This is a genomic window from uncultured Polaribacter sp., assembly GCF_947497125.1.
GTDB lineage: Bacteria > Bacteroidota > Bacteroidia > Flavobacteriales > Flavobacteriaceae > Polaribacter.
The window spans coordinates 123,855-148,183 of sequence record NZ_CANMFI010000006.1 but is presented as its reverse complement, the minus strand read 5'-3'; the positions used below and the strand labels follow the sequence as shown (position 1 = coordinate 148,183).

Below are 24,329 nucleotides of genomic sequence, written 5' to 3'. Positions count from 1 at the left end.
AATTACTATTACTCATTTTTTTTGATGTATTTGTTGTAGTATTTTATCAAAAGAATACTCTTTAAAATTGTTACTTATATACTGTAAATCTCTAATTAACTTTTCTTCAGAGTTTTTTCTGTCCTTTATTTGTTGAAACTCCCATTCCTTTTCTTTGGTAACATAAGGCAGCATATATTGATATCCTTTTTTGATGCTTCTACCATCTTTAGATTCTTCATCCCAAAGATTTACGTCTACTTTTTTACCCAAAATTGCCAATTCTAAAAATGCATGTAAATTCATTACTGAATAAGAGAATGATTTTGTTCTAGCCAATTCTAATGGCTGACTGCCATCTGGTTCTATTTGACTAAAAATTCTAGCTTTAGTGATAGTTGATAAGTATTCTTTAACTTGTGCTGTCTTATTTAAATAGATTAAAATATTTAGCAATTGTAAATCATAATGGGTAGCATGGTTATTTTTTCTGGTTGCTTCTTCTTTACCCAGTTTACTATTTTGAAGCCAGGTACTATAAGCTGTAAACCAATTAAACATGCCTTTTTCTGTTTTTTTAGCTAATAGATTTCTATCTTTTGCTAATTCTAAAAACTTTATAACCTCAGTAATTCCTCCAAATTCTATAATTCCAAAACATCTCCCTTCCGAAATTCCAGGAATATATTGTCCGTAATTTAAATTGGGATTCATTTTGGTAGCATCCTCTAAAAACCAAGCATTTATTAGTTCTAACACTTTATCAGCATATTTCTTTTGATCACTAAAATAATAGGCTTTAGTTAAAGTTTTTATAGCAACTAAAAAATTATCTTTCTCTACATAATCTGTAAAGTTATTTCTAGTTTCAGGATTTTTTTCTCCGTCTTTTCTAATATAAGGCAAACCATTAGCTGTTTCAGGATTTGGCCACCAATAAGGACCAATACTCATATAATCATGTTTGCTTTTACTTGGAGGTACGCCTGTTTTATGTACAACAGAAAATGATCCTAAAGTAAATAAGCTATCTGCTTTTTGTATGAGTTGATTGTAATTTTTAACAGCATCTTTATCTCCATCTTTAATGAGTAATTTTTGATTTTCTAATGCTTCATATTCTATAAGGTAGCTTTTTTTATGACTCTTTTGTGCAAATAAAACACCCCCTAAACCAACTAAAAGTAAAAAAACTATTCTTTTAAAAAAAGATACTTTATTTTTCATAACTAAAATTTTAATCAATAAATAGTTCATCGATAAAAGGACCACTTTCTCCAAATGTTTCTATTCTAATGCTATTTGCACCTGCTTTTAACCTTAATATTGCAGGCACAAACTTCCATTCTTTTTCCCATCCTCCTGTTGGCTTAAATTCTAAAGTTCTTACATATTCATCGTTTAAATACAACTTCATTGGATGTTTTTTACCAATATTATTGTGCATATATCTAAATCGCATGCTATAATCGCCTTCTTCTCCATCATTTTCTTGATAAAACTCTACAGATCCTTCTCCGCCTTTAAAATCTACAAATCCTGTACCTTTAAAACGTCTTGCATCTTTACTTGCTGTTGCACTTCCTTTTAAAATACCTTCTTCCGCAGAAATATTTACGCCTCTACCAATCCACATATCTTTAGAATGTTCATCGCCCCAAAATAAACCTTGATTTTTACCAAATTTTTCTTCCAACCTAAAAACGACTTTGCCATTTTGTTTTACAATGGCTTTTACAATAGCTCCCTCTGAAACTTCAAAAGAGTTATCATAGACCTTTCCATTTATTTCTGGATTATCTCCATTTACAGTATATAAAATAGTTAATTCATCAAAATTTGAATTCCCTAAAACCGATATTTGTTTTGCATTAATCGTTATTTTATTTGAGGTAAAAAGTGCTTTATCTCCTAAAATTGAGGCAGTAATAATTGATGCCTTTTTTGCATTGGGCAACTCTCTTAAAAACAATCTTGTTTTGCCAAAAAAGAATGCTCTGTAGTCAGATTTTGTTCTACTTGTAGGATCTATCGGATTGCCATTTTCCATAGAAATAATTTTAAGATTACCCTGAATAGTATAATAAACTTTATTTTCTCCATAAGGATACAAATTATCATTTTCATCTTTACTTTCAGATGTAACAATATAACTTGTGGTAAAACTATCTTCTGCAGCTAATTTTTGAAGAGTTGTTTTTAATTTTGATGGTTCTTTACTCGTTGAAAACGATGTTCTTTTCACTTCCTTTCCATCAATATAAGCTACCGCTTCTAGTTTTCCTTCTTTGTAAGGTACCATCCATTCGCATTGCATTTCATTCCAAACAGTTCCTGGCTTGTCTTTTCCTAAGGATTGTCCGTTTAAAAACAACTCTACTTCATCTGCATTAGAATAGACCCATACCGGAATTACTGTGCCTTTTTCCATTCTTGGATGCGTCCAATGTGGCAACATATGAATCATTGGTTCTTTAGTCCATTGACTTTGGTAGAAATAAAACAAATCCTTTTTAAAGCCTGCTACATCCAAGGCACCACCCATAAATAAATTGAAAGGCAAGCCTCCGTGCACCAAACCAGCTTCTCCATAATAATCGAAACCGGTCCATCTAAAATGACCGCTATGCCAAGGATTGTCTCGCATTACTTCCCAATATTTTCTTGCTGAAACCCTTACAGTTGCATTGTCATAAGAAGAATTAAAGCTCTGCTTTCTGTTATTCCAATTTTTGGGATTAATACCTTCGTAAAAGAAAATTTCTTTTTTGGTTAAATTGGGTAAAGGATACGTTCCTGGTAATTCGTTATCTCTCCACCAAGTTTGTGTTCTATAATAACCTCTAGTTTGCCAAGTGTGTGGCGCTTCTGTGGAAATAAAAGCTTTTTCTAATGTTTTCCCATTCATACCATCAATAAAACTTTTGGTTTCAGAACCTCCATTAACACCTAGGATATCCATATCTTCAGGATTTCCTGCTCCTGATGTAAATAATCGTGTAGGATCTAAACTTTTTCCGAATTTCACCAATTCAGGACCAATAGGACTGTGAGTTTCGTTTCCTAAACTCCATACAAAAATACTGGCATGGTTTCTATCTCTAGTTATCCATTCTGTAACATCTCTTTGCCACCAATTGTCAAACGCTTGTTTGCCATAATCTTCTGGTGCTTTTTTATGCCAACCATCAAAAATCTCATCCATCACTAACAAACCAATTTCATCACATAAATCATAAAACATCGGTGGAGTTGGGTTGTGGGAAGGACGTATGGCATTGATACCCATATCTTTTAAAGATTGTAATTTCCAACGTAACAAAGGCTTTGTCCAAGCACCTCCAACTGGGCCACCTTCCCAATGTTCACAAACACCTTTTAGTTTTACGTTTTCTCCATTTAACCAAAAACCTGTTTCGGTTTCCCATTTAACAGTTTTAAATCCAAAATTTGTTACTATTTCATCTATGACTTTTTTCCCTTCTAAAATTTGAGTCACAGCTTTGTACAATTCAGGTGTTTCTGGACTCCATAATTGTGGGTTTTTTACTTCAAATTGATAGGTAGGATTTGATACTTTTAATTGCTCACACTTTTTTGTGAGTTCTTTTCCATCCGAAGAAAATAATGTTACTTGATATTTTAACCCCTTTATTTTACCGTTGATTTCTGCATCAATAGAAACAGTTGCTTTATTTTTCTGTATTGAAGGTGTTTTTATAAAAATAGAATTGGGTGTAAAGTGTGTAGGATTTACTTCAATTAACTGTACTTGTGCATAAATACCACAAGGATGATACCAACGTGCTGAAGGCTCTAAACTATTATCAACTCTAACTGCAATGGTATTTTTCCCTTCTTTTAAATATCTAGAAATATCATATCTAAAGCTAATATAGCCATAGGGTCTTTTGCCTAAGTAATTACCATTTACCCAAACTTCACTATTCATATACACTCCATCAAAATTGATGTAAGTAATTTTAGAAAGACTTTCTTTTCTTATCTTGAATTGTTTACGATACCAACCAATTCCGCCATCATGATAACCACCACCTTGACCTTGATCTCCTCCTTTACGAACTCCTTTTTCAAAAGACCAATCGTGTGGCACATTTAAATTTTTCCATTCAGTAGCATCATAATTTGTGTTTGAATAAGAAGGATTATCTGCTAGAATAAATTGCCAGTTGTTATTAAAGTTCTTTGTGGTACGCTGTGCATAACCACAAGAGATATAAAGCACAAGCAACAGGAGTTTGAAGGTATTTTTCATTAATTTATTTTGTGATTGAAGGTGACCTAAACAAACATAATTTTTAATAGTCTCAAAATAATCCTGTTCTGTCCTGTTCTGTCCTGATTTCTCATGAAAAACAACTGTTACTTTTTTTTACACCGGTTACTATTTTCGAGGTAAATCATTTTGTAAAAAAGGCTTATTTCTTGGAAACTGAGTTTCTAAAAATGCTCTCATTTGTTGCTCAACTTTTCTATACTTAGATTTTCCTGACAGGTTTACAAAAGACAACAAACTGTTCTTGTGTTCATATAATTCGGCTCCAAGAATTTCATGGGTTATAGAATTCCTCCATTCTGTATATCTCCATTTTCCATCTGTTGCAGTAACACCCATAATTTTTGATCCTCTTGCATAAACACTGGTCGCTATTTCGTCTCCTTTGGTGTTGGGTTTATTTATAATTGGCAGTATACTTTTACCATCTAATGTTGGCCCTTCTAATTTGCATAAATCTAACAAAGTAGGAAAGAGATCTACATTTTCTACTAAAGCATCTGAAATTTTACCAGTTTTTCTCTTTTTATAATTGGTTTCTCTACTAATAATTAAAGGCACTCTTACGTCTATTTCTACATTAGATTGCTTACACCAAGCACCATATTCGCCTATTTTATAACCATGGTCACTCATAAAAACAACCATGGTATTCTTACGCAAATCTAGCGTTTCTAGTGTTTGCATTATTTTACCAACTTGGGCATCAATAAAACTTACAGAAGCATGGTAGCCGTGTATTAATGATCGTGTTAAAGAATCGTCTAAAGTACCTTCGTTTGGTATATTAGAATACATCTTCAATTCTCCCCATTTTGCTAATGCCAATCGATAAACTCCTTCTGGCTGTTTTCTTGAAGGAATTTTAAAATCGTTTTTATGATATAAATCCCAGTACTTTTTTGGAGCGTTAAAGGGCAAATGTGGTTTACTTAAACCTACAAACATTATAAACTTATCGTCTTTTACTTTATGTAACGTTTCAATAGCATAGTTAGCAACTCTTCCATCTTTATAGGCTTCATCTGCAACATCTGCATTTTCAAAAGCGGGTCCTTTTATTCTTTTGTTTCCTAGTTTTTTTTGTGCTGCTATGAACGCAATATTTTCTGGCTTTAAATAGCTATTTTCTTCTTTTTCAAAATGGGTACTCCACTCTTTTTTATCATCTGAGCTATGATGATATACTTTTCCGATACTAATAGTTTTATAACCATTTTGTTTAAATAATTGCGGCAAAGAAACTACCTCTTTGTGTACTTTCCTTAAAGGTGTAAAAATGCTATAAATACCTAGAGTTTCTGGACGCAAACCTGTTAAAGTACTCATTCTAGAGGGAGCACAAATAGCTTGTTGCACATAAGCTTTGTTAAATAACACACCCTCTTTTGCTAGTTTATCTATATTAGGTGTAATGGCAGTTTCACTCCCATAACAACCTAATTCTGCTCTTAAATCATCCACATAAAAAACTAAAACATTCGGTTTTTCTTGTTGGGCAGAAATTGATAAAAATGAAAACAGTATTAATAATAAAGAGATAGATATTTTCATTTTAAATCTTTTGTTCAATATAATTTAGCAAAAGACTTTTAACATCTTCTACGGTACCTTGTTTTAATCCGTTGTTTGTAGTTGCTCCTGTTATCCAATATAAAATCATACCTGCATCAGAGCAATCCCATTTTCCTTTCTGAAATTTAACTACATCATCTACCTCTGCCAGCTTACCGTACAACCATACCTGCTGTAGTCTTGGGTCTTTATGATCTCTGGCCCAATCCCATTCTTCAATAGCTACTTTTAATTTTATATTCTGGTCTGGAATGCGGACTTCTTCGACTCCAAAATCTAAAATTTGCTGCCAAGTATAAAAATCACCTGCATCATCATTTGCAGGGTGATGTGTGACAACTTTTACATATTTATGCTTTTCTTTTGCACTTGCAGCAAGTGCAAAACCAATTATATCTGGCTCTCCAGCTTCAATAATCCAAAGAGGGTCTTCTGTGGTTGATGCGTTTATGGCCTTAGCCAAATCTTTAACGGTATCATCTAAATTCCATTTTGCATCTAAAAACTTAATTTTATCAAAACCACCCCATCTTCTCGCTGTAACATCACAAACACTTTGCATTAGTGCATGTCTTTCTATTTCTGCTTTTTCTGATATTCTATTAACACGAACCAAATCGCAACTGTGCGAGTAATGCACCAATCTATCTTCAAGTCCAGCTGCTCTAAGTAAGGCTAATGATACTGCTGTTCCGCCAAGATCATCAGGATCGGGAGAATTACCATCAGCAACCACAGCAATACGACCTTTGGGTGCCTTAATTACTGGCACTTTATTTTGTATAACTTTTAAGTTTCCTACATAGGGTGTTTTAACAACGTCTTTTCCTTTACCTAAAGGTGCAAAAATAATACCCGACCAACGTGCCCTAGCCCATTCTTTACCATCTGTGCTGCCAACTTTAGCAAGTACCGTAATTTTATCGCCTTTTTTTAATTTTACATTTTCCCAAAGAGCGTTGCTACTTTCACCTTCTTGAAATAAATCTTTTGTAAGTGGTGCCCTAAAGGTTCCTAATCTTTTATTATTGATGCTGATTTCAAATTCTGATTGCCCATCATTTTCACCAACGGCAACAAATATCAGATCATAATTTCCATTTTTAAATGTAAACGGTGTAGTTGTTTTTGCTTCTTTTTGTTTATTCGGATTTATACCAAGCCATTTACCGCCAGCGTGTTTATAAAAACCCGTTCCTTTTATCAGAAAATCATCAATAGGCAAGGTTTTATTTTCAATAACAGAAGCTGCAATTTGTTTGTAATAAGACTGCATAGGCCAAAGTGTTGTTACCTTTAAACCTTTCTCTTTTGGAATGTATGCACTATCTTTTGTTAATATAAATTTATCAAATTCAAAACCGTCTTCACGCATGCTAAATTGTATGTCATGAATGCCTGGTTTTTCTATATCTAAATAAATTTGTTTTGGGATACCACAATGCACCTCTTTTGTTCTTTGCTTACTACCCCAAGTCCATTTATTTTTTCCTTCACACCATTGCATTCGTTGTCCGTGTTCTGGCCACATTCCGTTAAAACCAACATGTAAACCATTATCTTCACTACCTGAACTATATGCACGAACCCAAACGTAATAACGCCCTGGAGTACTTATTCTAACTTTATAATGCAAGACACCTATTTCACCTCCATTATTAGAAAAATTTTCACCTTGTACTAATTTATCTGCATGTGTAACTCTTGTATCTGGCAATATTTTAATGTATGTATCATTACTTGCGCCTAGATAATGTGACGCATCTTTATCCTGAACTATTTTCGATTCAGTATTTTTTGAAGTAATAAACCACTGCCTAAGTTCTGACTTGCTTTGTTTATAAAAATATTCTGCTTCAACAGCTACTACGCCATTGTTTTCTTGAAATATAACACCGTCATCTGCAATTGGATTCGTATACTCTTTGGATTGTGCATGTAACAGCAAACTTGATCCTATCAAAAAAAATAATACTAATTTTACTTTCATATATATTATTTTATTTCTGATTGAAATGTGTAAGTTCCGGCTTGCACCTCTAATTCAAACACATTCTTTGTTGTATGAATTAATTTTACAGCAGAACTCTCCTGAAACGTTGTTCCGTTTAACACAAGCGGTTTTGTTGTATCTGCAGGAACACTAATTTTTGCTGATGTATTTGGCGGAACAGTAACACTTAATTGAAATACATTTGCTTTCATCTCCCAAGACGAAGATACTTTTCCGTAAGGTGTATTTAACGTTGCCGATGCTGATGTTAAGGGTTCACGAACTTGCGGAGCAATTTCAATAGTTTTATAACCTGCTTCTATAGGTGAAATACCAGCAATACGTTCATACATCCACTCACCAATAGCACCATATGCATAGTGATTTAAACTATTCATACTCATAGGATTGTACCCTTCTGTTTTACTATAACTATTCCAGCGTTCCCAAATAGTTGTAGCCCCTTGATTGATTGAATAAAACCAAGATGGATAGGTTTCATTAAAAATTAATTTATAAATTAAGTCTGTTTCTCCCATATCATCTAACACTCTAGACAATAAAGGTGTTCCTAAAAATCCTGTGCGCAAATGGTTATCGGCATCTTTAAGCTTACGCAATAAATTGGTCTGCGCATTCTTTATCTTATTTTCTGGTAATAGATTAAAAGCTAATGCCAATAAATAAGAAGTCTGAGTCTCTGCAACACCCTTTACAGCACCAGTTCCATCAAAAAACCTATTGTCAAATGCTTCTGCCACTGTTTTATATAGCGCTTCATATTTTGCTTGCGCTTCAACTTTACCAAGTACTTCTGCTGCTTGTGCAGTTAATTTAGCAGAATGTGCAAAAAAAGCAGTACCAATAAGTTGTCTTGAAGTATCGCCTGTATTTTTTCCACTTTCTGGATACGGCTGCAACCAATCTGAAAAAGACATCATATTAGAGATGTATTTTTTTGATTTCAATTCGTGATGAGACACCCATTGTGTCATCATTTCAAAATTATCTTCTAAGAAACCAATATCTCCAGTTCTCATATAAATTTTCCAAGGAATAATGGTTCCAACATCTCCCCATCCAGAACTTGCAATTTTGTTTCCTCTACTATCAGGTACTGTCCAAGGTATAGCACCATCTTCTAATTGTGCTTCTCTAACACTCTGCAACCAACTAGCCCAAAATTTATAGACATCTGCATTAAACATAGAGGTAGGTCCAAAAACTTGTGCGTCACCTGTCCATCCTAAACGTTCATTTCGTTGAGGGCAATCTGTTGGAATGTCTAAAAAATTACCACGTAAACCCCAAACAATATTACTTTGTAGTTGATTTAATTTTGGATGAGAAGAGGTAAAGACTCCATTATCATCAAAATCTGAATACTGAACAATACCTGTAACCCAGTCTTTTGTTGGCTCTTTTGAGGCATCAAAACCACTTAATTCTACAAATCGAAATCCGTGAAATGTAAATTTAGGCATGTATTCAATTTCTCCATCTTTAGAAGCAATATAATAATCTGTAGAATGTGCACTTCTATAATTTTTAGTATAAAAAGTACCGTCTGGAGATAACATTTCTGCAAATCTAACTTTTAATGTATCTCCTTTTTTCATGGGTACTTTTACCAAAGGCACCCCAACCATATTCTGGTTTAAATCAAAAATTAAGGTGCCTTCTTTTTTAGTGATTTGTGTTGGACTTAATTTTATTTTACCTTTTACAGCTGTATGTCTTTTAGGTGCTAATGTAACATTAGAATCTAAATTAGCAACTTCAACATTTAACCAGTTTTTATCATTAAAAGCAGTTGTTGTCCAAGAAGGCATTTCTAAATTAGCATTGTAAATTTCTCCATCATAAATTTCTGAAAATTGTAATGGTCCATTTGTGGTTCCTTTCCAAGATTCATCTGAAAGAATTATTTTTTTAGAACCATCTTTCATTTCTATTTCTAACTGACATATTATTTTTGGTGAAATTGTATTATCCCAAGGTGTTGTTCCCCATAACAATCTACCAGAATACCATCCAGAAGCCAATTCTACACCAATAGTATTTTGTCCTGTTTCTATAAGATTGCTAACGTCATAGGTTAAGGTTTCAATACGTTTATCATACGATGTAAATCCAGGAGACATTGCATCATCACTTACATTTTCTCCGTTTATAGAAACATCAAAAACACCTTTGGCAGTAATATACAACCTCGCAGAAACTTCATCATCAGACAATTCAAACTCTTTTCTTAAATACTGAGGTTTATGAATTAATACTTTTTGGCGACCTCTAACACTGTCTTTTGCGGTATTAAGACCTACCCATTTTGCTTGCCAATCAGAATTATTTAACAACCCTAACTCAAAATGATTAATGTCACTCCAAATAGAGGCTTCAGCATTTTGATTCCAATATTTTACTTGCCAATACACTTTTTGTCTAGATTGTAATGGTTTTCCTGCATATTTAAGCCAAGCAGATTGATCTGATTTTTGTTTTTCAGAATCCCATAAATCTGGACTATTAGGTAATAAATCTGGATTACTAGCCGCTATAATTTGATATGCAGACTGGCTTTTAATATTTTCTGATACTGGTAATTGCCAAGAAAATGTTGGCTTTACATCGTAAAAACCTATTGGGTTTTTAAATCCTTCGGAAATTGTTAAAAAATTCGCTTTTTCTAGTGTCCCTTTTTCTTTACAAGAAGTTAAACCTAAAAAAGTAGTGCAAATTATTAGGTAAATAAAATATCTGAAATTCATATTTTTAAAAATTGTTAATTCAATTTGTTTAATAAGCAATATGTTCTTTTTTTTCTCAAAAACTATCCTGAACTATCCTTTTATTATTTATAAACAAAAAAAGAAGATATTTAACATCTTCTTTTTCTTAAATACTTACTAGTATTATAAATTAAAACTACCTTGTTGTAAAACTCCATGTTTGACCAACACTAACACCTCCATTACCGTCTTTAGCAACCACTTTAAAGTAGTATGTTGATGCAGGACTTAAACCTTCGGCTAAAAATGTTGTTGCTGATTGGTTTTCTGATACCAAAGTAACAGGAACTGCATTTGTATCTAAATACACATCATATGACAAAGTATCTTCATCTACATCTGATGCTGACCAACTTAAAGTAGTACTTGTTCCAGTAATTTCATAATTTAAGGCTGGACTTATTAAATTAGGTGCAAACGGTAAATGATTAGAATCACCATCTCCTTCTGTTAAAAATTGACTTATTGATGAATACTCACTCTCTGCTGCTCTACTATCTACTGCTTTTATACGCCAATAGTATGCTTTACCTGATGTTAAACTAATTAATTTCGATTGTCCAAAAGTTGTTTCAGTCTGTAATATAGGTGAAAAAGAATTATTCTCTGCGATCTCTAAACTATAGGTAATTCTGTTTCCCTCTGTATCGGTAGAGGCACCCCATTCAAAAATTATATTATGATCTATACAGACTGTATTATTTAACGGATATATTAAAGTAGGTGTTGTTGGCGCTGTGTTATCTACTTCAGGTTCTTGTAGATCATCACCTCCACCACAAGAAATAATAGTGAATACAAATACTCCTACTAAAAATAAATATTTTTTTTTCATCTTAATTTTTTATTAATTTAATAAACATAGGTTTCTCTGAATTTACTTTTACAAAATACACCCCTTTTGGTCTATCTGCTATATTTATAGTTATTTTACCATTGGTTAAAGTGTATGATTTAGAAAGTATTAATCTAGACTGAATATTATATATTTCTAGACTTATATTGCCTAAAGCTTTAGGTATAAATAACTCAAAAATTCCACTTGTAGGGTTTGGATAGGCTTTTATATCTTCTAATAAATCAATAGTTTTTAAGAACTCTCCTTGGCAAGCTTTGGTGCTTTTAATTTTAATAACATCTCCATGATCTACATCAACATAAAAATTTGTTTGATGCGTTTCAAATACTTGAACACCATTTTTAACAACGGTGTATGGCGCTTCTCCAGATTCTACAGATACTATTGCCGTATTTTTACTTACACTTATTTTAGCAGATAATGCTACTGCTTCAGCTATTTCTAAATGATAAAAATGTGTAAAATTTTCACCAACAACCTCAATACTTAAATCATAGGTTCCTGGTTTTAAGTTTTCTATAGTTTTATCTTTTGTAAAATTATGCGCAACACCATCAATAGTTGCTATATAATCATGGGTTGCATTTCCGTTAATTACAACCTTACCATTATCCATGTCTGTACATGTTTCTCCTATGGCCTGAATTTTAAAATTATCTGTTGCCATTGGATCTACAATAGTTATATCTAGATCTATAATTTTAAGATATAATGGTTGTGCATTACCAGAACTATTTTCCATTAAATAGTAATAAAGTTTTCCATCTGCAATATGAACTCTACCATGGTCAAAGGTTCTACCTGAATTTTCTTGATATACAGTTTCGAAATTATTAGTTCCTCCTTCTGCTTTTTGAACAAAAACCCTGTTATTTTGAAGTCCTATTATAAAAACATCGTTCCCTGCTGTATATATAGATGTTCCGCCATCAAAATCTTCTGAAGTTATAAAGTCTGTGGCACCTGAGGGTTTGTAGGTATGCAAAGATTTGGTTACGTTATTTTCGTTATCCTTAACTTTACTGATAATATGGACATCGCCATTTTGAGTAACTGTCCAATCAAAATCACCAACAATATATACTTGATCTTGTTGAGTGGTTGATACATAATCACCAGGTTCCATAACCTTTATTTTATCAGCATCAAACAGCGGCAAAGAAAAAGGGGTTCCTGAATGGTTTTTCCAATCATCTTGTCCAGATTGATTATCAGAATACGCATAATAAACACCATTTTGATACAGGTATTTATCAGTTCGATCTGCAGATCTGCGTTGGAAACCTACTCTAATTTTTCCGTTTACATACTTCATATTCCCATACAAACCCCAGTTATAATCAATACCTGACTGACTTTTAGCATTTAAAACATTGAAGTGTGTAAAATCTGACCAAACAGAAGTAGTTGCATTGTATTTAGAAAACTTGTAAGCTCCATTATTGTTACCTCCTTCACGCATATACATAAAAATGTCTCCTAAATCATTTGTAAAAAATTGCGGGTAAGTTAAAGATGCGTACTTTGCATATTCTTCATCTGGATACCCCGATTTACCACTATTTAAACTTAAATGCTTATAGCCACCATTGGTGTTTTTTACAAACTTATCTAATGTAAACGCATCATCAGAAAGTGATGCTGCATTTTTTACAGAATAACTGTATCTAAAATAATCGTTAGACAAACTACCATCTGATGGTCTTGATCTGCCGTAAGCATGCATATCATATAACAAGTGAATGGTACCATCTAAAGGGCTTACTGCAACCGCAATGGCATTATGAGATTCACCTATCCAAGGTTTATTTTGAAAACCTGTATGCCTATGAGGAAACTCTATATCTACGCTTGTACCTGTAACAGTATTATAGCGAGTTAACATTACATGACGATCAGATTCTCCTCCTCTATACCATGTCATGAACACATAATTTTCATAGGTTTTAATACAATCGCCGTGCGCAGAAATATTACGCCCGAAATAATAGTCATAAGAATCGGTATTACCATCATCTGCATCAAACTTACTACCACTGGTAACTTTACTACCATTAAAATGCAAACCTATATCTGTTATTTTTACTTCTTTTTCAAAAGTAACTTGTGAAAAAGAATACAAATGAACTAAAAGAAGTAATAAAAAAGTAACTGTAAATTTATTGAAGGGCACCTTGTACATATTTCTAAAATTAATAATTTTATAAAGATAAATTTTGTAAAAATTAAATCTATCTTGGTCTATCCTGTTTAAAAAAGCTAAAAACTAGGGTAAATAAAACACCTCTTCTAAAGGAACTGAAACAGGAGAATTATCTGCATTTACTTGCATAATATCTGCCATAAAGTTCCACCATTTTTTAACAACCTCATTCGTTGACAAATCTTGCGAACCACCGGCACCTGATACTTTTTGAAAAGCAAATAAAATACTTGTTTCTTCATCAAAAAAAATAGAATACTCGCTAACTCCATTTTCTTTTAATAATTTACTTAATTCTGGCCAAAGCTCATCATGCCTTTTCATGTAAACTTCCTTTTGACCCTTATTTAACTTCATTTTAAAAGCGACTCTTTGCATAGTAGATAATTTTGATATTCTTAAAAATAAAAAAACATCCTATATTTTACAATAGGATGTTTTTAAGTAGTTTACAATTTAAATTAATAAGCTTACTGCTTGATAATTTTCTTTGTCAATCTTTCTCCATTTTCACCGTTAAGCTCTACAATATACATACCTGTAGACAAAGCACTAACGTTTAAACTAATATCTTCGTTACCGTTGTTTATTGCTTTTGATAATACTCTGTTACCTAATAAAGAATATACAACTACTTGGTTAACTTTAGAAGTTGTTCCTTTAATAGTTAATTGATTACTTACTGGGTTAGAAATAGAAAACTTATCTGCTCCAAAAGTATTAACACTTGCCACAGCAGCCTCTACAAGATGAAATTGAATTACATCAATACCTCCTCCATCAAACACAACAGCGTCTCCTGCTGCAGATGGAACCACACCATATCTAGAATTAGTACCTTCTGGTGTTTGTAGAAATAATGCATTATTTCCAGCAGATGGGTTACTTCCACCAGCGTCAGCTAATCCCTCTGAATTAACTTTAGCTTTTCTTCTTTGAAACTGATCTAAACCTGACCAATCACCTGCTTCAACTGTTTTTGGCACTCTTTGCTCTACAGTTATTGTATAACCTGGATGATCTGTTGATACATTAGCTGGAGCTGTAGTCATAGTCCAATCTATACCACCAAAATCTGAAGTAATCTCCATCAATCCACTAGAGGCAGGACTTCTGTGATCTATTACACTCCATATTTGAGCTGCGTCTGCACCATCTGCCAATTCTTCAGCCCAAACTAAATCACCTGAGGAAGCATCAATTGTCATATAAAGATTTGGAGACAAGCCTGATGTTGAAATTTTATACGTACCGTTTACAGTCCATAAAGCTTGCGCCTGTATTGTTGATGCACTAAAAAGTACAACAAATGCTAACATTGTTAATTTAAGTAATTGTTTTTTCATGATTTAATATTTTAATTAGTTAATAGATATGCAATATAACAAACTTATTTACTTAAAGTATCCTGCACTATACTGTTTTAACTAAAAAAATCTTTAAAATTTTGTTATTTTTAATGAGCAGTCAACTAATTTACCTTTCTTAACTTAACACCACTTAATCTTGTTTCTCCTTTAATTGCTTTAAAATCGATAGTAATTCCATTAGTATCATCCACAGAAATTAAGAAACGTTTTTCTACACCTCTATCACTACCAAATTGTTTTTTTAGGTTGATGTTTGTCCAGATTTTTTTATTATTAACAGAGATATCCATTATATTTTCATTTCTGGTTTTTAACTCTGCCATTAATAATGTTAACTCATAAGTTCCTTTTGGAACCTCAAATTTATAGGCATCTAAACCGATTACTTGTGTTTGATAAATGGGATCATTCTCTGTGCCTTTTATACTAACATCTGTACCAATATTATTTCTTCGTTTGCTTTTAAATCGTAAATAATCTCCTCCAACAAATCCAAAACTTCCTGCTGAATATTCTTTATCTGGCATCCAAAGATAATCTAAATTATGGGTTTCTGTAAAATAGCAATAAGACCCAACATTGATAGCAATTTCTTTAAAAGGATTGGTTTTACTTTTAAAGTTTTTAGGCTGTAAGGTAAATTCTATAGTCGCAAAATCTTTAATTGTTTTACTCTCTTTGTTAGATACTACTTCAATTAAATTTCACCCCTGTTGCAAAGGAACATTAAATACAGCTGTAGAAAAATCGAATGTTTTTTTACCCAATGAAGTTCCGTTTATCAACAATTCAACCTCTTCTCCATTCCCAACAATTGTAATAGGTTGTGTTGCAATACTTCCGCCTTCAATATCTGCAATACCCGCTCTTTTTAACCAACCTTTAGAAGCAATCGCTACAAATGGGGTTGTACTTAGTAAAGCCTGGTATAAATAATAGGCATCTTTCTTTTTTCTATCTACAGAAACTAACCCTTTGTTATTAATATGAGGCACAGCATCTTTACGATGTTCTACTTGGAAATCTGCATAATTCCAAACATTTGCACCTACAATTTCTGGAATTTCTAAAATAGCTTTCATATAGGCTTTGTGTAACAAAAACTGATATTCTACACTAAAATCAAACCGGGTTGGATTGTAAGTTCTTAACCTTGGATCTGCGCCGCCACCATACTCGCTTAAAATAAAAGGCTTGTCTGGATCTAAAGCTAAGGTACGTTTTACTAAATCTCTTAAATTTTTATCAATATCCTTTAACTCTTCTTTGTACCATCCGTAATATTTGTTGTAACCAACAATTTCTGTAAATCGAATTCCTAATTTATCTTGATACGCAGGTTCTCTAAAAAAAACTGTGTATGAATATCTAGTTTTATCTTCTTTTTTAATGGTTTCTGCTAAAATTTTGTGCGTTTCTATAAAATGTTTTGTGTAGGCTTCCCCTAAATCACTTGGTGCTTTCATAGTAGTTTCGTTTCCTAAATTCCACGCTACAATTGCAGGATGATTGTAGTTAAAACGAATGGCTTCTTTTAGCATATTTACAGTATTCTGTTTCCCTTTTTCATTGGCAGCAGCTTTGTCTACAAAAGGAATTTCTACGGTAGCAATAATTCCCATTTTATTGCACATTTCTAAAATTGTAGGGTCTTGAGGGTAATGGGCAATTCTTAAAAAGTTAATACCCATTTCTTTTAGCAGTTTCATGTCGTTTCTATGAACTTCATCAGAAACTGCATTTGCTTTTTTATAAAAATCCTGATGTCTATTGGTGCCAATTAATTTGGTTTGTTTTCCATTGATAAAAAAACCTTTATTTGCATCAAAATGAAACCACCTGAACCCTACAGGATTCTCTACTCTATCATACACTTTATCTTTAGCATCTACAATTTCTGTAATTAAAGTATATAAATATGGGTTTTCTGGCGACCATAAATACGGATTTTCAACAGTAAAAGAACTGACTACTTCTTTACCATATTTAGATTTTGATTGCACCGTTTTCACCAAGTTACGCTTATCATCAAACAAGGATTGCTTTACATAATAAGTTCCTTTTTTAGGGCGAACCAATTTCGCTCTTACCGCTACTTTTGCGGCTAATCTAGAAACTTCTGGTGTAGTAATAAATACAGCATTTGTTCCTAGATTAGCCACTTCAAAATGAATTGGTTTGGTAATTACCAGATGAATATCTCTATAAATACCTCCGTAAAAAGAAAAATCTGCAGACTGTGGTATAATTTCATCATGGTGTGCATTGTTTACTTTAACTGATATTTCATTTTTACCTTCTTTTAAAAAAACAGTAACATCTCTTGCAAACGTTGTATAACCACCAATATGATCTTCGCCTACAGGTTCTCCATTTACAAATACTGATGTAACTTGATTGGCGGCTTCAAATACTATAAAAACTTGCTGATTTTCAAAAACTTTAGGAATATCCATTGTTTTCTTATACCATCCATCACCTCTATAATACCCATCTTCATCATCTAAAATATCTAGCGTATTCCAAGAGTGAGGCAATGTTACTGACTCCCAAATTGTGGTTTTTTCATTCGAAAAAGGATTTTCAATTTCGCCTTTAAAAAAACTCCAATCTTCATTTATAGTTTCTATATGACGTATATTTTGAGCTGATAAAAGACATACAAAACTCACTAAAATTAGGGTTACAACAACTTTCATTTTAAATATATATTTTAAAAAATAATATTAGAGTAAAAAACGGTAAATACTATCCTGCACTATAATGTTTTTTTTAAGTAAAAAAATTTTATAAGAGAAAAACTAAACTTTTAGAACTAACATTTAAATCAAAACATTTTATTAAAGAAAATAGATTTGTGTTTTACTCTCCTCCTAAAATTAAAAAAGCAACAACCTTAAATTCACAAATATGATTGATACAAGATTTAAACTTAGATAGTATTTTAAATCATCAATGTCCGATTAAAGCCATTTTAGGTTCTTAAATTCTATTAAAATATGGTTTTTTAAGATTTTTTTAAAAATGATACCTTGCTTTTTTAAAAACAAATTTTAAAGAGAAATAAAGACTATTTTAAGTTTAATTACTACTATTTGTCAATTAGTTAGCACAGAGTTTTTCTCGAAATTTCGGGATTGGTTCTTTTATCGGACAACAATAATTTTAAATATAATTCCGACAAAAAAAAAGGAAGAACAAGAAACTAATTGATTTAAAAAAACGACATCTTATATCTATTTTCTTCAAAAAATGTAAATTTAAAAAGATCTGCAAACATAAAGGGTAGTAATGATGAAAATGGAGTAATTTAAAATCAATCTGAAATTGGAGAGTTTTTTTTGTAAAAAACACTTTGACAAAATCAATAAAAAAATGCTTAAAAATTTAAAAAAAACAAGTCTAATAATTTCAGGATGGAACAGTATAGATAGATAAAAACTTGTTTTTATATTTGTTAACTTAACACAAAGCAGAATGAAAAACGAATTATTTGTATTTAATGTAAATCAAAAGAATAAAATTCCAAAATATATACAATTAGTTAATGCGATAAATAATGCAATTACAGAAAATTTATTAAAAAAGGGAGATGCATTGCTTTCTGTAAGTGAAATGTCTAAACACACTAAACTCTCAAGAGATACTGTTTTTAGAGCTTATAAAATCTTAAAAGAAAATGGCACTATAGATTCTGTTCCTACAAGAGGTTATTATGTTGCTAGCAATATTAAAAAAGTTTTATTAGTTCTAGATACTTTTAAAGCCTATAAAGAAGTTGTATATCACGCTTTTGTTAAAGAATTACCAGACAATATTACTACTGATATGTATTTTCATCACTATGATATCGATAATTTAAAAGTAATATTAGAAAATAGTAAGGGTGAATATTATAAATACATTGTAATGCCATTTAATCACAAAGAAATGTCTTCTTTAATTTCTGATCTAGATAATGATAAGTTATTGCTTTTAGATTGGAATATTCATTCTAACAACAATAATAATTATGTTTTTCAAGATTTTGGAAAAGCCTTTTTTAAAACTTTAAAAATAGCATTAAACTCACTAAGAAAATTTAAAGAGATTGTGTTTTTGTATCCAGATTTCACTTATCACCCTAAAGAAACCTTAACATATTTAAAAAAATTCTGTATTCAATTCGAATTTAAATACAAAATAATCAAAAATCCAAATTCTTTAATTATAAAAAAAGATATTGCTTATATAAGCTTAAGTGACAGAATGTTGGGCTTTTTTTTAGAACAATGTAAAGCTAAAAACCTTGAACCAGGAATAGACGTAGGTTTTCTATCTTACAATGAAACTCCTATGAAAAAATTTATATATAAAGGAATTTCTGTAGTTTCTACTGACTTTGAAGAGTTAGGTAAAAAAGCTGCAGAATTTGTACTTCAAGACAATAAAATGCAATATTATGTACCTACAAAGTTAATTTTAAGAGAATCTTTATAATGAATTATTATTTAGGATTAGATATAGGAAGCTCTTCAATTAAAGCAGCATTAGTAGAAATAAAATCTGGCAAAAGCATTGGCGTAGTTCAAGAACCAGAAGAAGAAATGAGCATGTTTGCCCAAAAGAATGGCTGGGCAGAACAAGAACCTTTAGATTGGTGGTTGCATATTTGCAATGCTATAAAAAGTCTTCAAAAAAAATACAATGTTCACAAAGAGCAGATAAAAGGAATTGGCATTTCTTATCAAATGCACGGTTTAGTTTTAGTTGACACAAAAGGAAATCCACTTCGTAAAAGTATTATTTGGTGCGATAGTAGAGCTGTAGAAACTGGCAACAAAGCTTTTGCAGATATTGGGGTAGAACAATGTGCTGCACAATTGTTAAACTCTCCAGCTAATTTTACAGCATCTAAATTAAAATGGGTACAAGAAAATGAACCTGAAATTTACAAGCAGATTCATAAATTTATGTTGCCTGGAGATTTTATTGCCTACCAATTTTCTAATACAATAAACACAACAATATCAGGACTTTCTGAAGGAATTTTCTGGGACTTTAAAAAGGATACAGTGGCTAATTTTTTGCTAGAATATTATGGCATTCATTCGGCTCTAGTGCCAGATATTGTAGATACCTTTAGCATGCAATCTAAAGTAGATGAAAAAGGTGCTGCAGAAAGTGGTTTAGCCGTAGGAACCCCTATTTTTTACCGAGCAGGAGATCAACCAAACAATGCCCTTTCATTAAACGTCTTTAATCCAGGAGAAGTTGCAGCAACAGGTGGCACTTCTGGGGTTGTATATGCCGTTACCGATAGTTTATCTGCCAAAGAAAGTGCAAGAGTAAATAATTTTGCTCATGTAAATTATACAAAAGGAGCCGCTGCAAGAATTGGTAAATTATTATGTATTAATGGCGCAGGCATCCAATACAGATGGCTTTTAAATAACTTAGCTGTTTCATCTTACGAAGAAATGAATACTTTAGCGTCTGAGATTACAATTGGGTCTGATGGTGTTTGTTTGATCCCTTTTGGAAACGGCGCAGAACGCATGCTAGACAACCAAGAAATTGGCACCAGAATTGTTAACATGAACCTAAACAACCATCACAAAGGGCATTTGTGTAGAGCAGCTTTAGAAGGAATTGCTTTTTCTTTTTATTACGGAATTGAAATTCTAAAATCAGATGGTATAAACCCGGCTGTTATTAGAGCAGGAAATGACAATTTATTTCGATCAGAAATTTTTGCAAACACAGTTGCTACATTAATTCAACAAGAAATAGAAATTTACAACACCACAGGTGCTATTGGAGCAGCAAGAGCAGCAAATTTACATACAGGAGATTTTGAGTCTTTTGGCAAAAACATTATGGAAAATGATCATGTAATGACATTTACACCATTTAAAGACCAAAAACCATATATGGAGGCTTATAAAAATTGGAAAAAAGAATTAGAACTCGTTTTAAATAACTAGAATTTGGGCGTTCCCTAAAAAGGTCGGGCTTTCTCTACTCGCTTCACGCCCAAAAGCGTGAGAGCTCAAACAGAACGTTCAATCCCTAACGCAACACAGAACAATTAAATAAATACACGAACAAACAATTAAACAATCTAAAAAAAATGGCAAATAAAGAATATTTTAAAGGAATCGAAAAAATTAAATTTGAAGGTAAAGAGTCAGACAATCCTATGGCTTTTAAATACTACAATCCAGAACAAGTAGTAGCAGGAAAAACAATGCGTGAGCATTTTAAATTTGCAATTGCTTATTGGCATACTTTCTGCGGACAAGGAGGTGATCCTTTTGGACCAGGAACACAAAATTTTGCCTGGGACCAAGCATCAGATCCTATTCAGGCTGCAAAAGACAAAGCAGATGCTGCTTTCGAATTTATCAATAAAATGGGATTTGATTATTTCTGTTTTCACGATTACGATTTAATTCAAGAAGGAGCAACTTTTGCAGAATCAGAAGCAAGACTGCATACCATTACAGATTACATTAAAGGAAAACAAGCAGAAAGTGGTGTAAAACTATTATGGGGAACAGCAAACTGTTTTTCAAATCCACGTTACATGAATGGTGCTTCTACAAATCCTGATTTTAATGTAGTTGCAAGAGCTGGTGGCCAAGTAAAATTAGCACTAGATGCTACTATTAAATTAGGTGGAGAAAATTATGTTTTTTGGGGAGGTAGAGAAGGATACATGTCTTTACTAAACACAGATATGGGTCGTGAATTAGACCATATGGGACAGTTTTTAACCATGGCAAGAGACTACGCAAGAGCACAAGGCTTTAAAGGAACTTTTTTTATAGAACCAAAACCAATGGAGCCTATGAAGCATCAATATGATTTTGATTCTGCAACTGCAATCGGATTCTTAAAAGAGTATGGATTAGACAAAGATTTTAAAATGAATATTGAAGTAAACCACGCTACTTTGGCACAACATACCATGCAACACGAATTAGCCGTTGCAGCCAAAGCAGGAATGTTAGGAAGTATAGATGCCAATAGAGGAGATTACCAAAACGGCTGGGATACAGATCAATTTCCAAACAACATTCAAGAAACCACAGAAGCAATGTTGGTTTTCTTAGAAGCTGGAGGTTTGCAAGGTGGTGGTGTTAATTTTGATGCAAAAATTAGAAGAAACTCTACAGATATGGAAGATGTATTTTTAGCACACATTGGTGGTGCAGATACTTTTGCAAGGGCATTAATTACTGCAGATAAAATTATTACTTCTTCATCTTACAATTCTTTAAGAGAAAAAAGATACAGCTCTTTTGACAGCGGAAAAGGGAAAGACTTTGAAACAGGAAAATTAGAATTATCTGACTTATATAAAATTGCACAAGAAAATGGTGAATTAAGTTTGCAAAGTGGCAAACAAGAATTATTTGAAAATATAATTAACCAATATATTTAGTATATTTTAGTATATTTCGAACCTCATAGCTTTTAAAAACTATGAGGTTTTTTTATTAATCTTTTAAAAATCAATCAAAATATGTTAGGAATCATTTCATTTATAGGTTTTACTTTACTAGTGGCAATCATTGCTTATTTGGCAACCAAAGGCACAAACGAAAATACTTCAGATGGATACTTTTTAGGAGGAAGAAGCCTAACAGCTACCGTTATTGCAGGTTCTTTATTACTAACAAATTTATCTACAGAGCAAATTGTAGGACTAAACGGAAGCGCCTATGCAGATGGTATTTTAGTAATGGCTTGGGAAACTTTAGCCGCAATTGCTATGGTAATTACCGCTATTTATTTATTACCAAGATATTTAAAAGGAGGTATTTCTACGATTCCGACCTATTTAGAAAGACGTTTTGATACCACTACAAAAGCAATGACTTCTGGTTTATTTTTATCAGGATATGCAATAGTTCTGTTGCCTATCGTTTTGTATTCTGGTTCTCTTGGAATAAGCGGCATGTTTAATCTGCCAGAGCTATTAGGCGTTACAGAGTGGCAATCTATTTGGATTTGTGTAATAAGCATTGGCGTTATAGGCTCTATTTACGCCATTTTTGGTGGCTTAAAAGCTGTAGCTGTATCAGATACTATAAATGCAATTGGCTTGTTAATTGGTGGTTTATTAATTCCTGTTTTTGGTTTGATGTCTATTAGTGATGATGGAAGTTTCTTTGGGGGTATTTCAAAATTAACAAGTGAATATCCAGAAAAATTAGATGCAATTGGAGGTGCAGAATCTTCAATTCCTTTCGCAACTATTTTTACAGGAATGATGCTGGTACAACTATTTTACTGGGGAACAAACCAACAAATTATTCAACGTGCTTTGGGTGCAAAAAATTTAGCAGAAGGACAAAAAGGATTAACATTAGCTGCTGTTATAAAAATTTTAGGTCCTATTATAGTGGTACTTCCTGGAATAATTGCCTATCATAAATGGGGAGGAGAAGTTTTAACAAACAATGATGTTGCCTACCCAAGATTAGTGGCAGAGGTGTTGCCTACCTATTTAGTTGGCTTTTTTGCCGCGGTTATGTTTGGCGCTATTTTAAGCTCATTTAACTCTGCCCTAAACAGTTGTGTAACACTTTTTGGTGTTGATATATACAAACAATATATCAATAAAGATGCAGAAGATAAAAAAGTAGTTACTGTAGGTAAACGTTTTGGAATCTTTTTAGCCATCTTTTCTATGTTTGTAGCGCCCTTTTTATACTATGCATCAGACGGCCTTTTTGGATATTTACAAACCGTAAACGGAGCGTATAGTGTACCAATTTTAACAGTTATTGTAGTAGGTGTATTAACAAAAAGAGTTCCAGCTATTGCAGCAAAAGCTGGAATTATATTCGCATTTACTTTTTATGTAACGTATATCGTTTTATCAAAAGGTTTAGAAATGGATTTACCTCATTTTTTACATTTTCAATTTGCAGCATTTGTTTTAACAATTATCTTAATGTTAGTAATTGGAAAAATAAAACCAAGAGAAACAGATTACGTGCAAGAGTACACAAATCAAGTAGATGTTACACCATGGAAACATGTTAAAACTTTTGGAGTGGTAATTTGCGCCATTGTAATAGCTACATATCTTATTTTTAGTTAAGAATATTTTACCTATTAAAACATCAATAAATCTTAAACCAAACAAAAAGAGATTAAAATATATTCTAATCTCTTTTTGTATTATTAGTGTTTTGTATTTCTCTATTGATATATCTAAAATCTTAAAATATCACTAAAAGTTATAACGTATATTTTTTTTACATAAGC

General features: G+C 32.2%; 15 protein-coding genes. 4 read left to right on the top strand and 11 right to left on the bottom strand.

The window, feature by feature from the left end; translation table 11 throughout:
• Positions 1 to 12 precede the first annotated feature (12 nt).
• The 11 genes from Q0678_RS10105 to Q0678_RS10055 all read right to left on the bottom strand — a co-directional run bounded on the left by Q0678_RS10105 (position 13) and on the right by Q0678_RS10055 (position 17,764).
• Positions 13 to 1,206, bottom strand: coding sequence for an alginate lyase family protein (locus Q0678_RS10105; protein ID WP_299057419.1), 1,194 nt, complete (start codon positions 1,204 to 1,206; stop codon positions 13 to 15).
• Positions 1,207 to 1,216: 10 nt separating this feature from the next.
• Positions 1,217 to 4,255 carry a sugar-binding domain-containing protein gene (locus Q0678_RS10100; protein WP_299057417.1) on the bottom strand — a complete coding sequence of 1,013 codons (3,039 nt, stop codon included), beginning with the start codon at positions 4,253 to 4,255 and terminating at the stop codon, positions 1,217 to 1,219.
• Between the two features lie 129 nt (positions 4,256 to 4,384).
• A complete protein-coding gene (locus Q0678_RS10095) occupies positions 4,385 to 5,830 on the bottom strand; it encodes a sulfatase (protein WP_299057414.1) in 1,446 nt (481 codons plus the stop codon).
• A gap of 1 nt (position 5,831) precedes the next feature.
• Complete coding sequence (locus Q0678_RS10090) at positions 5,832 to 7,841, bottom strand: hypothetical protein (protein ID WP_299057411.1); 2,010 nt, start codon at positions 7,839 to 7,841, stop codon at positions 5,832 to 5,834.
• Between the two features lie 5 nt (positions 7,842 to 7,846).
• Positions 7,847 to 10,612 (bottom strand): alpha-L-rhamnosidase, encoded by a 2,766-nt coding sequence (locus Q0678_RS10085; protein ID WP_299057408.1) that lies wholly within the window; start codon positions 10,610 to 10,612, stop codon positions 7,847 to 7,849.
• Between the two features lie 157 nt (positions 10,613 to 10,769).
• Entirely contained in the window at positions 10,770 to 11,468 is a 699-nt protein-coding gene (locus Q0678_RS10080) for a fibronectin type III domain-containing protein (protein WP_299057406.1), read from the bottom strand.
• 1 nt (position 11,469) lies between these two features.
• On the bottom strand, positions 11,470 to 13,674 hold the full coding sequence (locus tag Q0678_RS10075) for a BNR-4 repeat-containing protein (protein ID WP_299057403.1): 2,205 nt from the start codon (positions 13,672 to 13,674) through the stop codon (positions 11,470 to 11,472).
• A gap of 84 nt (positions 13,675 to 13,758) precedes the next feature.
• A complete protein-coding gene (gene rhaM, locus Q0678_RS10070) occupies positions 13,759 to 14,073 on the bottom strand; it encodes an L-rhamnose mutarotase (RefSeq protein WP_299057400.1) in 315 nt (104 codons plus the stop codon).
• A 92-nt stretch (positions 14,074 to 14,165) separates the two neighbouring features.
• On the bottom strand, positions 14,166 to 15,041 hold the full coding sequence (locus Q0678_RS10065) for a T9SS type A sorting domain-containing protein (RefSeq protein ID WP_299057396.1): 876 nt from the start codon (positions 15,039 to 15,041) through the stop codon (positions 14,166 to 14,168).
• A 125-nt stretch (positions 15,042 to 15,166) separates the two neighbouring features.
• On the bottom strand, positions 15,167 to 15,649 hold the full coding sequence (locus tag Q0678_RS10060; RefSeq protein ID WP_299057564.1) for a malectin domain-containing carbohydrate-binding protein: 483 nt from the start codon (positions 15,647 to 15,649) through the stop codon (positions 15,167 to 15,169).
• Positions 15,650 to 15,769: 120 nt separating this feature from the next.
• Positions 15,770 to 17,764 (bottom strand): glycoside hydrolase family 2 TIM barrel-domain containing protein, encoded by a 1,995-nt coding sequence (locus Q0678_RS10055; RefSeq protein WP_299057393.1) that lies wholly within the window; start codon positions 17,762 to 17,764, stop codon positions 15,770 to 15,772.
• Positions 17,765 to 18,542: 778 nt separating this feature from the next.
• Here Q0678_RS10055 and Q0678_RS10050 point away from each other — a divergent pair.
• The 4 genes from Q0678_RS10050 (at position 18,543) to Q0678_RS10035 (ending at position 24,162) form a co-directional block, all read left to right on the top strand.
• Positions 18,543 to 19,544 carry an HTH domain-containing protein gene (locus tag Q0678_RS10050; protein WP_299057390.1) on the top strand — a complete coding sequence of 334 codons (1,002 nt, stop codon included), beginning with the start codon at positions 18,543 to 18,545 and terminating at the stop codon, positions 19,542 to 19,544.
• Complete coding sequence (locus tag Q0678_RS10045; RefSeq protein WP_299057387.1) at positions 19,544 to 21,031, top strand: FGGY family carbohydrate kinase; 1,488 nt, start codon at positions 19,544 to 19,546, stop codon at positions 21,029 to 21,031. The genes Q0678_RS10050 and Q0678_RS10045 overlap by 1 nt, the downstream gene beginning before the upstream one ends.
• A 146-nt stretch (positions 21,032 to 21,177) precedes the next feature.
• Positions 21,178 to 22,494: a xylose isomerase gene (xylA, locus tag Q0678_RS10040; protein ID WP_299057385.1), complete on the top strand. Its 1,317-nt coding sequence runs from the start codon at positions 21,178 to 21,180 to the stop codon at positions 22,492 to 22,494.
• Positions 22,495 to 22,575: 81 nt separating this feature from the next.
• The gene (locus Q0678_RS10035; RefSeq protein ID WP_299057382.1) at positions 22,576 to 24,162 is read left to right on the top strand and encodes a solute:sodium symporter family transporter; all 1,587 of its coding nucleotides are present in this window, start codon (positions 22,576 to 22,578) and stop codon (positions 24,160 to 24,162) included.
• Positions 24,163 to 24,329 lie beyond the last annotated feature (167 nt).

Bases quoted from the DNA above. Each gene is read 5' to 3' on its own strand.
- Q0678_RS10105 (WP_299057419.1), bottom strand. From the start codon at position 1,206: ATGAAAAATAAAGTATCTTTTTTTAAAAGAATAGTTTTTTTACTTTTA.
- Q0678_RS10100 (WP_299057417.1), bottom strand. From the start codon at position 4,255: ATGAAAAATACCTTCAAACTCCTGTTGCTTGTGCTTTATATCTCTTGT.
- Q0678_RS10095 (WP_299057414.1), bottom strand. From the start codon at position 5,830: ATGAAAATATCTATCTCTTTATTATTAATACTGTTTTCATTTTTATCA.
- Q0678_RS10090 (WP_299057411.1), bottom strand. From the start codon at position 7,841: ATGAAAGTAAAATTAGTATTATTTTTTTTGATAGGATCAAGTTTGCTG.
- Q0678_RS10085 (WP_299057408.1), bottom strand. From the start codon at position 10,612: ATGAATTTCAGATATTTTATTTACCTAATAATTTGCACTACTTTTTTA.
- Q0678_RS10080 (WP_299057406.1), bottom strand. From the start codon at position 11,468: ATGAAAAAAAAATATTTATTTTTAGTAGGAGTATTTGTATTCACTATT.
- Q0678_RS10075 (WP_299057403.1), bottom strand. From the start codon at position 13,674: ATGTACAAGGTGCCCTTCAATAAATTTACAGTTACTTTTTTATTACTT.
- rhaM (WP_299057400.1), bottom strand. From the start codon at position 14,073: ATGCAAAGAGTCGCTTTTAAAATGAAGTTAAATAAGGGTCAAAAGGAA.
- Q0678_RS10065 (WP_299057396.1), bottom strand. From the start codon at position 15,041: ATGAAAAAACAATTACTTAAATTAACAATGTTAGCATTTGTTGTACTT.
- Q0678_RS10055 (WP_299057393.1), bottom strand. From the start codon at position 17,764: ATGAAAGTTGTTGTAACCCTAATTTTAGTGAGTTTTGTATGTCTTTTA.
- Q0678_RS10050 (WP_299057390.1), top strand. From the start codon at position 18,543: ATGAAAAACGAATTATTTGTATTTAATGTAAATCAAAAGAATAAAATT.
- Q0678_RS10045 (WP_299057387.1), top strand. From the start codon at position 19,544: ATGAATTATTATTTAGGATTAGATATAGGAAGCTCTTCAATTAAAGCA.
- xylA (WP_299057385.1), top strand. From the start codon at position 21,178: ATGGCAAATAAAGAATATTTTAAAGGAATCGAAAAAATTAAATTTGAA.
- Q0678_RS10035 (WP_299057382.1), top strand. From the start codon at position 22,576: ATGTTAGGAATCATTTCATTTATAGGTTTTACTTTACTAGTGGCAATC.